The sequence below is a fragment of the Varibaculum prostatecancerukia genome (genome assembly GCF_943169825.2).
Classification (GTDB): Bacteria; Actinomycetota; Actinomycetes; order Actinomycetales; family Actinomycetaceae; genus Varibaculum; species Varibaculum prostatecancerukia.
Window position 1 is genome coordinate 729143 of record NZ_OW968402.1, and the last position, 13722, is coordinate 742864.

General features: G+C 51.6%; 10 protein-coding genes. 5 read left to right on the forward strand and 5 right to left on the reverse strand.

Annotation, left to right across the window (positions count from 1 at the left end; all coding sequences use genetic code 11):
- Complete coding sequence (locus KO216_RS03115; RefSeq protein WP_215524023.1) at positions 1 to 1587, reverse strand: aspartate:alanine exchanger family transporter; 1587 nt, start codon at positions 1585 to 1587, stop codon at positions 1 to 3.
- A gap of 7 nt (positions 1588 to 1594) precedes the next feature.
- Positions 1595 to 2551 (reverse strand): TetR/AcrR family transcriptional regulator, encoded by a 957-nt coding sequence (locus KO216_RS03120; RefSeq protein ID WP_251451771.1) that lies wholly within the window; start codon positions 2549 to 2551, stop codon positions 1595 to 1597.
- A gap of 81 nt (positions 2552 to 2632) precedes the next feature.
- On the opposite strand from KO216_RS03120, the gene KO216_RS03125 reads away from it, so the two are divergent.
- A complete protein-coding gene (locus KO216_RS03125) occupies positions 2633 to 7210 on the forward strand; it encodes an acyl-CoA dehydratase activase-related protein (protein ID WP_215522868.1) in 4578 nt (1525 codons plus the stop codon).
- A 135-nt stretch (positions 7211 to 7345) separates the two neighbouring features.
- On the opposite strand, the gene KO216_RS03130 is transcribed toward KO216_RS03125, so the two are convergent.
- Both KO216_RS03130 and KO216_RS03135 read right to left on the reverse strand, forming a co-directional pair.
- Positions 7346 to 8017, reverse strand: coding sequence for a response regulator transcription factor (locus KO216_RS03130; RefSeq protein ID WP_215522869.1), 672 nt, complete (start codon positions 8015 to 8017; stop codon positions 7346 to 7348).
- Positions 8007 to 9062 (reverse strand): sensor histidine kinase, encoded by a 1056-nt coding sequence (locus KO216_RS03135; protein WP_309547336.1) that lies wholly within the window; start codon positions 9060 to 9062, stop codon positions 8007 to 8009. The genes KO216_RS03130 and KO216_RS03135 overlap by 11 nt, the downstream gene beginning before the upstream one ends.
- 515 nt (positions 9063 to 9577) lie before the next feature.
- Between KO216_RS03135 and KO216_RS03140 the strand changes: the two genes are divergently transcribed.
- From KO216_RS03140 to KO216_RS03155, 4 genes are all read left to right on the forward strand, one after another.
- Positions 9578 to 10093: a hypothetical protein gene (locus tag KO216_RS03140; RefSeq protein WP_215522871.1), complete on the forward strand. Its 516-nt coding sequence runs from the start codon at positions 9578 to 9580 to the stop codon at positions 10091 to 10093.
- A 59-nt stretch (positions 10094 to 10152) separates the two neighbouring features.
- The gene (locus KO216_RS03145; RefSeq protein ID WP_215522872.1) at positions 10153 to 10674 is read left to right on the forward strand and encodes a hypothetical protein; all 522 of its coding nucleotides are present in this window, start codon (positions 10153 to 10155) and stop codon (positions 10672 to 10674) included.
- A gap of 63 nt (positions 10675 to 10737) precedes the next feature.
- A complete protein-coding gene (locus KO216_RS03150; protein WP_215522873.1) occupies positions 10738 to 11253 on the forward strand; it encodes a hypothetical protein in 516 nt (171 codons plus the stop codon).
- A 64-nt stretch (positions 11254 to 11317) separates the two neighbouring features.
- The gene (locus KO216_RS03155) at positions 11318 to 11833 is read left to right on the forward strand and encodes a hypothetical protein (protein ID WP_215522874.1); all 516 of its coding nucleotides are present in this window, start codon (positions 11318 to 11320) and stop codon (positions 11831 to 11833) included.
- Positions 11834 to 12008: 175 nt separating this feature from the next.
- On the opposite strand, the gene KO216_RS03160 is transcribed toward KO216_RS03155, so the two are convergent.
- Positions 12009 to 13394: a Fic family protein gene (locus tag KO216_RS03160; RefSeq protein ID WP_215522875.1), complete on the reverse strand. Its 1386-nt coding sequence runs from the start codon at positions 13392 to 13394 to the stop codon at positions 12009 to 12011.
- Positions 13395 to 13722 lie beyond the last annotated feature (328 nt).

Sequence of the window (13722 nt, forward strand, 5' to 3'; positions counted from 1 at the left end):
CTAAATCACCATTACGATCTGTACTAATACGATTTTCGCGATGATCCCGAGGGCGAAGGTCGCAGAATATCCAGATTCGCAACGCTCATCCGGGATAGTGGTCTGCACGTGACTGAGGATTGCCGGTTGCCCCACGAAACCGGCTATTGCTCCGGCCATGCGGGCAGTAGAAAGTCCCAAGAATTTTCCGAGTAGCCACAGTGCCACTAGTACTGGGACCATCCCGACAGCTGACAGCAACCCAATTTTTATGCCGGTCAAGGAAAATGCCTTGGCGGCAAAGGCCTGCCCGGAAGAGAGACCCACTGCTGCCAGGAATAGCACCAGTCCCATTTGTCGCAACATATTATTTGCCGAGGGCGCCAGGGAAAATACTAACGGCCCCAGCCGGTCAATGCGTCCTAATATTAACCCCACCACCAGTGGTCCGGCAGCGGCTCCCAGCGCGAGGGAGCCGAGGGATCCGAGCGGGATGGTGATTAATCCGAGCGCCACCCCTGCGGCAATCCCCAGCCCGAACGGCAGATAATCTATGGCAGAGATTTTATGTTCTGAATCCCCGAAAGTTTTCGCGATATCGCGTTCGCGTTCTACCGGGTAAACCACCAGCACCCGATCTCCCAATTGCAAGCGAGTAGCCGCCGTGGCCAACATATCGGTGTCGCCGCGACGCACCCGGGTAAGCAGTGATTGAAAACGAGCCGGTAAGAACAAATTCGCGACTGGTTTTCCTACCAGGCGGCTATTAGAAACTGTAAAGCGCCCAAAGTTAACGGCGGTGCGGTCATTGGAAATATCTTCTTCAATCGGCTTGCCCAATGCTTGTCCCGCAGTTTTCACCGCATTTGGGATTCCCACTAGGAACGCTAAATCCCCAGATTTTAGTTCCCCATCGGGATGGGCAACCCGCATTTTGCCGTCCCGCAGCAGATAAGAAACCCGCAGCCCGCCCTCGGCAGAGCCTACGACCTCGGCAATCCCAGGTATTTCCTGGATTCGCATCGGGTTTTCTACCCTGATGGTTTGCGTAGCTAGCCCGGCTGCAGAAGCCGGATCAGGATCATTTTTTGCTGGGAGTTTTATCCGCATTAGTGCCGTCACTACCACCATGGTTACGATCACCCCCACCGGGTAGGCAATCGCGTATCCCACTGCCGGCTGGGCGCTTCCTCCCGCAGCATCGGTGGCTGCGGCCAGGGCGGGGGTGGTAGTGAGCGATCCCGCGAACATTCCCCCCAATAGCGGAGAGGTGAGCCCCAAGGCTTTGCCACCAAAAGCTACAATCAGGGCGTATACGGCTAGCAATGCAACTGCCCCAATTAATAGAGGAGCTTGCTTGCGCAGGTCGCGGAAGAAGGAGGCGCCCGCGGCCAAACCGATGGTGTAGACAAATAGTGCCAGTCCGATGGCCGATACCAGGGAGAGATTTTCTCCGAGTGCCGGATCGAGGGCTCCGGCTGCCAGACCTACGAATAAGGCTCCGGCTGCTCCAAACTTTAGGGGGCCGAAAGGAATCGAACCGAATAGGGTGCCGAGGGCAATAACTAGAAATAGAGTCAACAGAGGAGAAGAGGCGAGTATTTGCATCACCTCTTTAGGATAGCGAGGGGAATACTTCGTGTGCCAGATTCTCGATTTGGGTTTGTAGAATCGGGGCGAGGAAGTTTTGTAGCTGGCTGCGAGGCATGGAGGCTACCGGTTCTAGCTGCACGATATAGCGCATGGTGGCCACTCCATAGATCATGGACATCAAAATTTCGACCAGCATATGAAAACGCGCCTCAACTACCCGTTTCTTGCGAGGATCTAGCTTGGGATCTACCGCGTCCAATAATTGGGCAACCCCTTTTAACAGGTTGTCACTAATATAGGCGCGAAAGCGTTGGGTGGTTTCCGCATCGGTTATTAGCGCGCGCATCAGGGCTTTCATTCGATCCTTGGTGAGGCGCTCTTCGTAAAGGGTAAAAGCAAAATCTAAAAGCCGATCAGCTGCCCCCTCCAGTCCCGGTTCCCATAACTGCAAAATTTGTTCCAGGGGATCAAGGGGTAAATCAAAGCATTCACGAAAAAGTCGCTGCTTAGAACCGAAATAATAGCTAACCATTGCCGGGTCGCAGCCCGCCTCTTTAGCAATCGAACGCATGGTGGTGCCGTCGTATCCGCGGGTAATGAACAGGGTTTCGGCGACCTGTTTGATTTGTTCCCGCATTTTTCCGCGCGCTCCCCGCGGTCCGCGCCCAGGCGCCGCCAAGGTTGCTGCGCTGTCTTTGGGGGAGGGCGGATTCTGGGGGCTAAGTTCCGCGGTATTCTGTTCGCCGCTCTTTTTGCCGCGGGGGTGAAACTCTTGCCGCGGTTTCTGGCCGGAGACTTGGCCGCCCTCTGCTTCCTGGTTTTCCGAGTTTATTCCTGGGCGCAATGAATTAGGAAACATTTTACTTTCGTAATTCTTTGCCGCTAATTCATCGCTATTGAAACTCTCGCTGCTTTCGTTTTTTCGTATCTCTGAGCGTTCCTGCTGATTGGCGCGCTTTTTATCTTTTCTTATGCCCATAGTCCTATCCTAATTTCAACACCCTGTGAATTTAGCGTTTTCAACCTAGTTTGAGGGGTGAAAACAACTCCGGGAGGTGCCATGAGTGAAACCACTGCCGCCTTTGATTTTGCGGGCGGCAAAAATGCTGCCTTTAGTCAAGGTGGTCAGGTGCTCAGGCTAGGCATCGATATTGGTTCCACCACGGTAAAAGCGGTGCTACTTGACGGGCGGCAGGTAATCTTTTCCGACTATCGCCGCCACCACGCGGACGTGCGCGGAGAACTGGCCGGCCTGCTGCGCGATATCAACGCAGAGCATCCGGGAATTACCGTAAAAGCGGCGGTGACCGGTTCGGGCGGACTCTCGGTTGCCGGAGCTATGAAAGTTCCGTTCGTACAAGAAGTTATCGCCGGCACTAAAGCGGTCGGCGACACTCACCCGCAAACCGATGTGATTATCGAGCTGGGCGGGGAAGACGCCAAAATCACTTATCTGCATCCCACCCCGGAGCAGCGCATGAATGGCACCTGCGCCGGAGGTACTGGCGCCTTTATCGACCAGATGGCCACCTTGCTGCACACCGATGCCTCGGGGCTCGATAAACTTGCTGCGCGTGCCAGTCAGCTCTATCCGATTGCCTCCCGCTGCGGGGTGTTCGCTAAAACCGATTTGCAGCCTTTACTGAATGAGGGTGCCGCGCACGAAGACCTCGCGGCCTCGATATTTACCGCGGTCGCCACCCAAACCATTGCGGGACTGGCCTGTGGGCGCCCGATTCGCGGAAACGTTATGTTCTTGGGCGGCCCGCTGCACTTCCTCCCGAATCTGCGCAAAGCCTATGAGGAGCTGCTACCTAAAGCCGATAGTTTCTTCACCCCGGAGCACGCCGAACTTTATGTGGCGCTGGGGGCAGCGCTTAGTGCTGATAAAGGGGAGCCGCGCCCCCTGGAACAGTTAATAACTGACCTGACCACCGGGAAAATCGATACTGATTCCCAGCGGATGCGCCCCCTATTTGCTAACGAAGAAGAATTGGCACAGTTCCGCGCCCGTCACGATAAAGAAGTAATCCCGCAGTTGCCATTGTCTGAGGCGCGGGGGCGCTGCTTCCTGGGGGTAGATTCCGGATCCACCACTATTAAAGCGGTCGTGATTGACCAGGATAAACGGATCGTATTCACCCACTATGCCTCTAACGAGGGCGACCCGGTTTCGGCGGCAGTGGAGATTGTGCGCCGCATCCGCACTGAACTGCCCGCGGGCGCCTATATTGGGCGTGCCTGCTCCACTGGTTATGGGGAGGGGCTGGTAAAAACCGCCCTCAACCTCGAGCAAGGTGAAGTGGAAACGATGGCGCATTTCCGCGCCGCCGAGGACCTGCTGCCGGGGGTGTCTTCGGTAATCGATATCGGCGGGCAAGATATGAAGTATCTGAAGATTCGCGCCGGAGCCGTGGATTCTATCTCGGTGAACGAGGCCTGCTCGTCGGGGTGTGGATCTTTCCTGCAGACTTTTGCGGCCACTATGGGTACCAGTGTTCAGGCTTTCGCCGCGGACGCGGTGGCTGCGAAATCCCCGGTGGATTTGGGTACTCGCTGCACGGTGTTTATGAACTCTTCGGTCAAGCAGGCACAAAAGGAGGGGGCGAGCCCGAAAGATATTGCTGCCGGGCTTTCCTATTCGGTGGTGCGCAACGCCCTCTATAAAGTTATTAAACTCAAAACCCCCGAGGAGCTGGGGGAAAAGGTAGTTGTCCAGGGGGGAACTTTCCTTAACGATGCGGTGCTGCGGGCTTTCGAGCTGCTGACTGAGCGGGAAGTGGTGCGTCCTAATATCGCCGGTTTAATGGGTGCCTATGGGGCGGCTTTGATTGCCAAGCAAAGTGATGATGGGCAAGGAGAATCCACCCTGGCAACCTTGGAAGACCTGGAGAACTTCCAGGTAGAGACTACCCGCAAGACCTGTAGGCTGTGCCAAAACCACTGCCAAATGACCATTTCTACCTTCTCTAATGGGGAGCGGCACGTGTCGGGGAACCGCTGCGAACGCGGGGCTTCCTTAGAGAAAGTGCCGAAGAAGTCGGCGCTACCGAACCTGTTCGACTGGAAATATAAACGGATTTTCGGGTATCGCCGCTTGACCGAAAAGAAAGCTTTCCGCGGGGATATTGGGATTCCCCGGGTGCTGAATATGTACGAAAACTATCCGCTGTGGTTCACCATGCTCACCAAGTTGGGATTCCGGGTGATGGTTTCGGGGCGCTCCAACCACGACCTGTTTGAAACCGGGATGGAGTCGATTCCGTCCGAAAATATCTGTTACCCGGCGAAACTGGTACATGGCCATATCGAATCGCTGCTGAAGAAAGGGATAAAAACTATTTTTTATCCCTCGGTGATTTATGAACAACAACTGGTGGAAGGCACCGACAACTGCTTTAACTGCCCGGTGGTGGGTACCTATCCTGAGGTTATCCGCAACAATATGGAGTCGGTGCAAGACAGCGACGTGCGCCTGATCAGCCCGTTCTTAAACCTGGGGAATCGAGAGTTTCTGCCTAAGCGGATCGCGGAAGTATTCGCAGATTGGAACGTGACCGAGGCGGAAGCCAAAGCCGCCCTGGATGCGGCTTGGGAAGAGGACGCCGCCGTCAAAGCGGAGATCCGGGAGAAAGGCCGGGAAGCCTTAGCGTGGATTCGCGAAAACGGGGTGCGCGGGATTGTGTTGGCTGGGCGCCCCTATCACCTGGATCCGGAAGTCAACCACGGGATTCCGGAGCTGATTATCGGCTTGGGAATGGCAGTGTTTACCGAAGATTCGGTGCTTGATGGCCGCTTGGAGCGCCCCTTGCGGGTGCGTGACCAGTGGGCTTATCACTCGCGGCTCTATGAGGCCGCCGCTCGGGTGGGCGACGAGCCCGATTTGGAACTGGTGCAACTGAACTCTTTTGGTTGCGGCGTGGACGCGATTACCGCAGACCAGGTACAAGAGATTTTGGAGGGGCGCGGAGACGTTCACACCGTCCTCAAGATTGATGAGGTTTCCAATCTGGGAGCCGCCCGGATTCGGTTGCGTTCCCTGGATGCGGCTACGCGGGAGCGGCAAAGCTCCACGGTGCTTACCTATCCCAGTGCGGATCGTATCGGCGACCCCGATGCCGCGCCAGGAGAGCCAGAGGAAGCGGCAGTTCCTACCCGCATAGATCCGGCAGCCGAAGCCGCCGCGGAAGAAGCTCGCCTGGCGAAAGCCGGACATGTGCAGGTACACGCCCAGTTCACCGAGCAGATGCGCAAGGATGGTTGGGAGATTCTGGTTCCCCAAATGGCGCCTATCCAGTTCCGCCTGGCGCAGCCGGTGGTGCGCCGCGCCGGGTTGAATGTGCGGTTGCTGGAACATACTTCCCGCGAATCGATGGAAACTGGCCTCAAGTTCGTGAATAACGATTCTTGTTACCCCGCGATTGTGGTGATTGGGCAGTTAATCGAGGAGTTTACTTCCGGGCGCTCCAACCCAGATAAAACGGCGGTGGCGATTTCGCAGACCGGAGGAATGTGCCGGGCAACCAACTATGCGTCCCTGTTGCGTAAAGGGTTGCGTGATGCCGGGTATCCGCAGGTGCCGGTGATTGCGGCCTCCGTGCAAGGCATTGAAGAAAATCCGGGATTCCAGCTTTCTTGGCCGGCAATCCACCGGATTTTGCAAGCTATCTGCTTAGGGGATATGTTGCAAGCCATGCTTTTGCGGGTGCGTCCTTATGAGCTGGTGAAAGGCTCGGCGATGGAGCTGTATCGGCGTTGGGATCAGATTATTCAGGAATGGTTTGCGGCTGGAAAATACTCGGCCACCTGGGGCGGTCGCCTCAGCTATTCCCGCCTGATTAGGGAATGTGTCAAAGAGTTCGATGCTTTTGAGTTGAATGATGAGCCGCGCCGCCCCCGGGTTGGTTTGGTGGGAGAAATCCTGGTGAAGTTCCACCCGGATGCTAATAATCACGCGGTTCGGGTGATTGAGGAAGAAGGCTGCGAAGCCGAACTGCCCACCCTAATCCAGTTCTTCCACTACTCCCTGGCCAGCGGAAACTTTGAACGGGATGAAATGGGCAATTCCCGCAAAGTTAAGTTAGGGATGGATGCGGGTCTGTGGGCCTTAGAGCGCTATGAGGACGCAATTCGCCGGGCTTTTGCCAAAACTAACGGCAAGTTCGAGATGCATCGACGAATCAAAGATATGGCAGCACGTTCTGTCGATATTGCGGGAATGGGTAATCAGGCTGGTGAAGGCTGGTATTTGACCGCGGAAATGGTGGACATGATTGAGCATGGCTGCCCCAACATTATTTGTGCCCAGCCTTTCGGCTGCTTGCCGAACCATGTGATTGGCAAAGGCATGTTCCGCGCCCTGCGCAACCGCTACCCGGAAGCCAATGTGGTGGCAGTCGATTATGATCCGGGTGCCTCGGAAGTTAATCAGCTAAACCGGATCAAGTTGATGATTGCGACTGCCCTGCGCGGTGAAGAAGTGGCTGATGATTTCGAGGATATGCCCGAGGAAGCGACCGGGGCAGGCTGCGGATGCGGCACCTCTTGCAGTAGCGGAGTGCAATGGAATTCTGAGATGCAAGTCAGCCCTGCAGGTAGGCGTTCCCTGCCGATTACCCCGGTGAGTGCCGCGCGCTAAAACTGGCGAACTACTAGCCGAGGACACCCCATTGTGACCCCGGTAATACTGATATTAACCCCTACGCCCGCAGCGCGCAGGGGTGCGTCCAGTCTTTCTGAAGATACCGGGAACAGCGGGAAGAACGCGGGCTGGTTATTCCCTAATCCCAGCTTTCACGGCGGTAATGGCCAGTTCGCCGCGGGTTGCGCAACCGGTGTGGCTGAGGATATCGGAAACATAGGATCGCACGGTGGCTTCTTTGAGCTTTGTTTGCCGGGAAATGTTCTTGTTGGTCAAAGCCTTAAGTAAAAGCCGAAATGTGGGGCGCAGATGAGCTGGCAGAGTAGCAACCGCATCAATAAAATCGGCGTATTGTTCCCGGTTGTCTTGGGTTTGCGCGTATGCGGCTGTCAGGATTTCGGTGGGGCGCGGCGCCATTACCTGCTGACCGGCGTGGGCTTTCCGAATTAGCTCTGCGAGTTCTGGGGCGGGAATGTCTTTGGTGAGGAACCCGCGTACTCTGGCTCCGATTGCTTGCCCTAAAGATTCTTCGTGTTCGAAGGCGGTGAGCATAACAATCGTGATTTCTGGGTGTTCGCGGCTGATGCGGCGAGCTGCTTCGATTCCGCTAATCACCGGCATATCCACATCCAGTAGGGCGACATCTATCCGGTGTAAAGCTAATAGCGAGAACACTTCAGCTCCGTTTTCGGCAGTGGCGACTACTTGCAATCCGTCTTGGGCGTTCAATAAATGAGCGAGGCCGTCCCGGATAATCTGGTCATCATCGGCTAGCAGGATTCGGATTTCGTTTTTACTGTTCACTAGGGGCTCCCTCGTCGCTGGTGTTTTGCACTGATAGGTTTTTAGGTTTGTGCTTTTGGGCAGGTAAAACGATGTAGGTTAGCCACTGGCCGCCCAGGTTAGTTATTTCCATCGTTCCCCCTTCCTCTCGAATCTTGCTGTCGAGGTTCGCAAGGCCGTAACCGCTGCTGATCCCGGTAGTAGCCGGGGTGTCTGCAATCTCGTTACTCAGTGAGATGGTGAGTTCTTTCTGCTCGGCTTGTAGCTCGATGATCAGGTTTGCCTCCGAAGCTGCAGGTGCATATTTCAAGATATTTGAGGAACATTCTCTGATTGCCAATGCTCCGGTGAGGAGCTGTTGCCGGCTTAGTGCATTATCTAAATTTTCGGGTAACACCGTATCGAGAGTGATGCTGCGAGTTTGCAACATTCTTTTTACTTGTTGAACTACTTCAGATAGGGGAGTTTTGCTGGCAGCAGTGTCAATCGAGAGGATCATGGGACGAATTCTTCTTGAAGCCTTAGTGGCGGCTTGCACTAGCGGATTCATCTCGCTGCTCAGCTCGGGGTGACGTACCGCAATATCTTGGGCGAGTACGGTCACATGGGCCAGGTCTTTGGCAGTAGTATCGTGCAGTTGGCGAGCTAGTTCTTTACGGGTTTGAACAGTGCTTTTACGTATTTGCTCTCTGTCGTGTTCTGCCAGAATCCGGCGCGTGTTTTGCCACCGTAACGCCAATCCAATCACCAAAACCATAACCGCGATTAATGCGGAGCTAAACGCTTGGAGGCTGGGCGTAGCACTGACCGCTACGGAAATTACTCCCTCTAGTAACAGTACTAAGACTGCTGGGGCAATCCAGGAGCGTATCAGCCAAAACACCAGTAAAATATCAAGATCAAAAACCACCATCGCGTAACCATCAATCAGATCCAGCAGGTTGAAAAGGAGATAGCAGGCGATAAAAATGAACTCACATGGCTGAAACCACCCTGCAGCCATAAACACGGCAATCAGGATGAGGGTGAAACAGATACTTTTTGTGGAAATTGATTGCTGCCCCATTAGCACCGAAATTGTGTCCAGTATCAGCAGGAAAACTGACGATAACCCAAAAACCAGTGGCTGTATCACCGGGTAATGTCGATAGCTGGGAAATAAGGAAGCAAGCATGCCTCAAAAATATATTAAATGCTTAGCGAGGTCGATACTTTTCGCATCTAGATATTCCCAATGCACGCAATACCGACGAATGTCGGTATAACTGACCGACAATCGTCGGTATCTATATTTAGGTTTGTGTGGGTAGGTTGGACAAAGGTGTGTAGCTAGCAAAGAAAGTGCAGGAAAACATGACAGCCAGACTTGTCGTAGCGAAAAATGCAACCCCAGGTTAGTTAGCTCTTTGAAGGATATCCCGGGAGCGGGTTATTGATGTGCATAAAGTCCGTGTTCAATACTCTTGTATCTAAAAGACCGAAAAACCTATTGCTCAAATATTGTTACCGTGTATTTTCTCGGCTATTAAGCGAGGCAAAAGGATTATTTTTTAGGCGGCTTTGGAGATAGGGAGTGTACTTGTGTTAAAAAGATTAGTCCTCACGGTTTTTATTGGGTTCATTGTTGTTGTTTTAGCGCTGGGGTCTGTGCTTTTTAATTTGAAAAACAACTCGGTTTATTATGCTCAAAATACTCCACACAAAAAGGGTGTGGAGCCGGTTCTTATGGAACTAGTGCGTAATTTACGTTGGGTTTCGAATCCCGATATTGAGGGAATAAAGTACGATTTTGATGGAAATAATGTAATTAAAAATACTAATTCCGCCGGGCGGACGACAGCTCTTGCATATTATTATGATGAAACCTATAGATATTATGATGGTGGCGGAGCTAATGCTTATAAATTTGATAAACAATTTAGATTTATAAGTATATGGAATAGAAAAACCAGAAAATATGTAACTAAAATTAGCGATCTTTCACAAGTGAAAAGGGATATTTATCGTACTGTTCAGCCGGTGATTGATGCCCAGCCGGAGCCGTTGATTAATCTGCAGTGGATTTACGATTGGGTTAATAAAGACAGATTTAACTAATAATCGTCACGATTTTATTTTGTAGTTTAGCTTTTTAAGGACCGCGGTAGGGAGGTGGGGTGCCTGTGCTGAAGAAAGTTGTGCTTTCGGTTTTTATTGGGTTTATTGTTGTTGTTTTAGCGCTGGGGTTTGTGTTTTTTAATTTGAAATCTAACTCGGTTTATTATGCTCAGCGCACTCCTCATAGTGAGGAGGTGGAGCCGGTGCTTATGGAAGTAACGAGTAACCTTGACTGGATCTACGCTCCAGATATTAAAGGGATAAAGTATGATTACGACGGCTATAGAAATATCTACAATAATAAATATGGGAAGGATGAAGCTGCTTCCCTTGCCTATTACTTCTCGGAAGAATGGTCGTATGATGATGGCAATTTTTTTCTCTATAGGTTTGATAAAAGATTTAGATTGATATCGGTGTGGAATGTGAAAACTCTAGAGTTCACTTCTAAACCTGTCGATGTTTCAGCGGTGAAGAGGGATATTTATCGTGTTGTTCAGCCGGTGATTGATGCGCAGCCGGAGCCGTTGATTAATCTGCAATGGATTTATGATTGGGTTAATAAAGACCGATTTAATTAGAAGTCTGCGGGGTTTTATTGCATATTTGCGATTTTCAAGGATGCCGTAGGGAGGTGGGTGCTTGTGTTGAAGAAGGTTGTTCTTGGCGTTTTTATTGGGTTTATGGTTTTTGTGCTGGCGCTGGGGTTTGTGTTTTTTAATTTGAAATCAGACTCGGTGTACTATGCGCAACGTACTCCGCATAAAGCCGGGATGGAGCCGGTTCTTATGGAACTAGTGCGTAATTTACGTTGGGTTTCGAATCCCGATATTGAGGGAATAAAGTACGATTTTGATGGAAATAATATAATTCACAATTTTAATTATGCTGGGAGGGATTATGCGTTTACTTATTACCCTGATGAAAGATATAGATATTATGACGGTGGGAGAGATTTAGCTTATAATTTTAATAAAGATTTTAGGCTCATAAGTGTATGGCAAATCGGAATTGGGGAATTTTCTTCTAAACCTGTTGATCTATTAGCGGTCAAAAGGGATATTTATCGTACTGTTCAGCCGGTGATTGATGCGCAGCAGGAGCCATTGGTTAATTTGCAGTGGATTTACGATTGGGTTAATAAAGATAGATTTAACTAAATCTCGGTAGGAGTTTATTTCGTACTTGCGATTTTCAAGGATGTCGTAGGGAGGTGGGGTGCCTGTGTTAAAGAAGGTTATTTTTGGCGTTTTTATTGGATTTATTGTTGTTGTTTTAGCGCTGGGGTTTGTGTTTTTTAATTTGAAATCAAACTCGGTTTATTATGCGCAACGTACTCCGCATAAAGCCGGGATGGAGCCAGTTGTTATGGAACTGGTGCGTAATTTACGCTGGGTTTCGAATCCTGACATTAAGGGAATAAAGTACGATTTTGATGGAAATAACATAATTCATAATATTGATTCCGCTGGAAGGGATAACGCTTTTACTTATTATCCTCGTGGGGTTTACAAATATTATTATGATAGCGGCGCTTTAGCTTATTATTTTGATAAACATTTTAAGTTTATAGGTACTTTCAATGGGAAAACACTAAAATATTCTACTAAACCTGTTAATCTATCAGCGGTGAAGAGGGATATTTATCGTGTTGTTCAGCCGGTGATTGATGCGCAGCCGGAGCCGTTGATTAATTTGCAGTGGATTTACGATTGGGTCAATAAAGACAGATTTAACTAGCGACATCCTCACGGCTTTTGGAATGCATGATTAGGCGCGGTTGCTTTTTATCCCCGATACTGCCGCAGAAAAAATCTTTACTTCTTACGGCAAGAAAGCAGCAAAAAGTAAAGATTTTAAGGGTACGAGGTAAAGATATGGGTCTACGTTATGTTCTGGCGGTCAAAAATGATTTTCATGCTAAAGAATCCAGAAAATCTGCCGCCTGGTTTGCGTCCTCAAAAACTGCCCCATCTTCGGGATCTTTACCTTCGATAACTCTTTGTGCGTGTGTCAGGGCGCGAGCTGTCTGCGCCTTAGGTACTGGGCGGCGCGGGGCAGAGGCCAGGGTATCCCACTGGGTGGAGGCAAGGCGACGTTCACTGCCACTGATCAGGTCAAACAAATCTGGTTGCCACCAGCCGCGTTGCCCACGCCCGATACTAAGCGGCGCCACTATTCCCGCCGCAACTAAATCTTTGGCAGCGTTCTCGATAGCGGGGCGAGAAACCTTTAAGGTTTGAGCGGCAGAAGCGATAGTGAACATCGGCAGGTTAGGCAGTTTCTCCCGCAAACGGTTAGCGGCCGCATCAATGCGCAAGGAGCGGTGGTGCTCACTGAGGTACCAGGAATCTAGCCGCGCCTTCCAATCGGTTTGCAGCTCCTCGACTTGGTTCTTGAGGCTTTCGGAAATGGTGAGCGCAATCTGGCAAGCATCCAAGAATACTTTGATCCAACGATTCTCCGCTGATATTGCCTGTTCGCTGCGGGGGACGGCGAGGTGGCGGTAGGAAGAAAGCGCGTCCTCGTAAAGGTCAGTTCTAGTGGCGAGCGCCAAAGATAGCGGCAGGGTAGCCCCCTGGGTGAGGCCGCGGCGAGTTAAAACAATATGGATCAGCGCCCGCCCGATGCGGCCATTGCCATCGGGGAAGGGATGGATGGATTCGAACTGCGCGTGCACCAGCGCCGCCTGTAGCAGCGGGCCGTGCTCCGCCCCATTTAAATATTTTACCAGGTCATTTAATAAGGCATCGAGGTGTTCGGGGGAGGGTGGGATATAGCTGGCGGCTAGGGGATGGTAGGAGCTGCCCCCTAACCAGTTTTGGCTGCTGCGGATCCCTTGCCAAGTTTCCTCGTGGATTAGCTTCTGCTGCAAATCCACAATGTCGAGAAGTGAAACCGTCTCGGCGCTAGCTAATTTGTTGGTTGCGTCCTCCAATATCTGGATATTGCGGATGACGTCCCCAGCGGTGCTGCGCGGATCGGTGCCGCTTTTTTCCTTCAGCTCGGCGCGAGCCAGTTCGCGCGGAGCAACCTGTAATCCCTCGATATTACTGGAGGCGATAGCTTCACCGCGCAAGATTAGCCGTGCCAAAGACTCCATCCCTAGCTGGGAGATTAGCGGGGAAAACGCCAGGATTTTTTGCTCCAAAATAGCTGCGGTAGCGGAGTTTTCTTCGGTAATCACAATATTTCCCGCCAGCAGGTCAGGGACGTAGGAGCGGTAATCGCCGCTGCGCCGCCCTTCCCGAGAAAACGCAGACAAATTCGCTGGCCAATGACGCTTTTCGTAATGTCCCATGCGTTTCGCCTCCCCAGGACTTAGTTTCCCGCCACCTTTGCGGCGGCGCTGCCGTATTGTGGGTGTTTCCGGTATTGCTGAAAGTTCTTACTTTATTTTCGCACTTTAAAGTAGGTGATTGCAAGGATAAGACTTATCCTTACAAAAGTGAGGGGCGGGTGAAAGGATAAACGCTATCCTTACAAAACTTGCCGGTGGGTGTAAGGATAAGCATTAAGTTTGCGCTAGGAGGGCAGACTTAGGAGATAGCCGAATTAGGGGTAACCGAGTTCGCCCACCTATTTGGATCCTTTGGAAAAGCCGGTTTCAGCTCACGCTAGACTTTAAC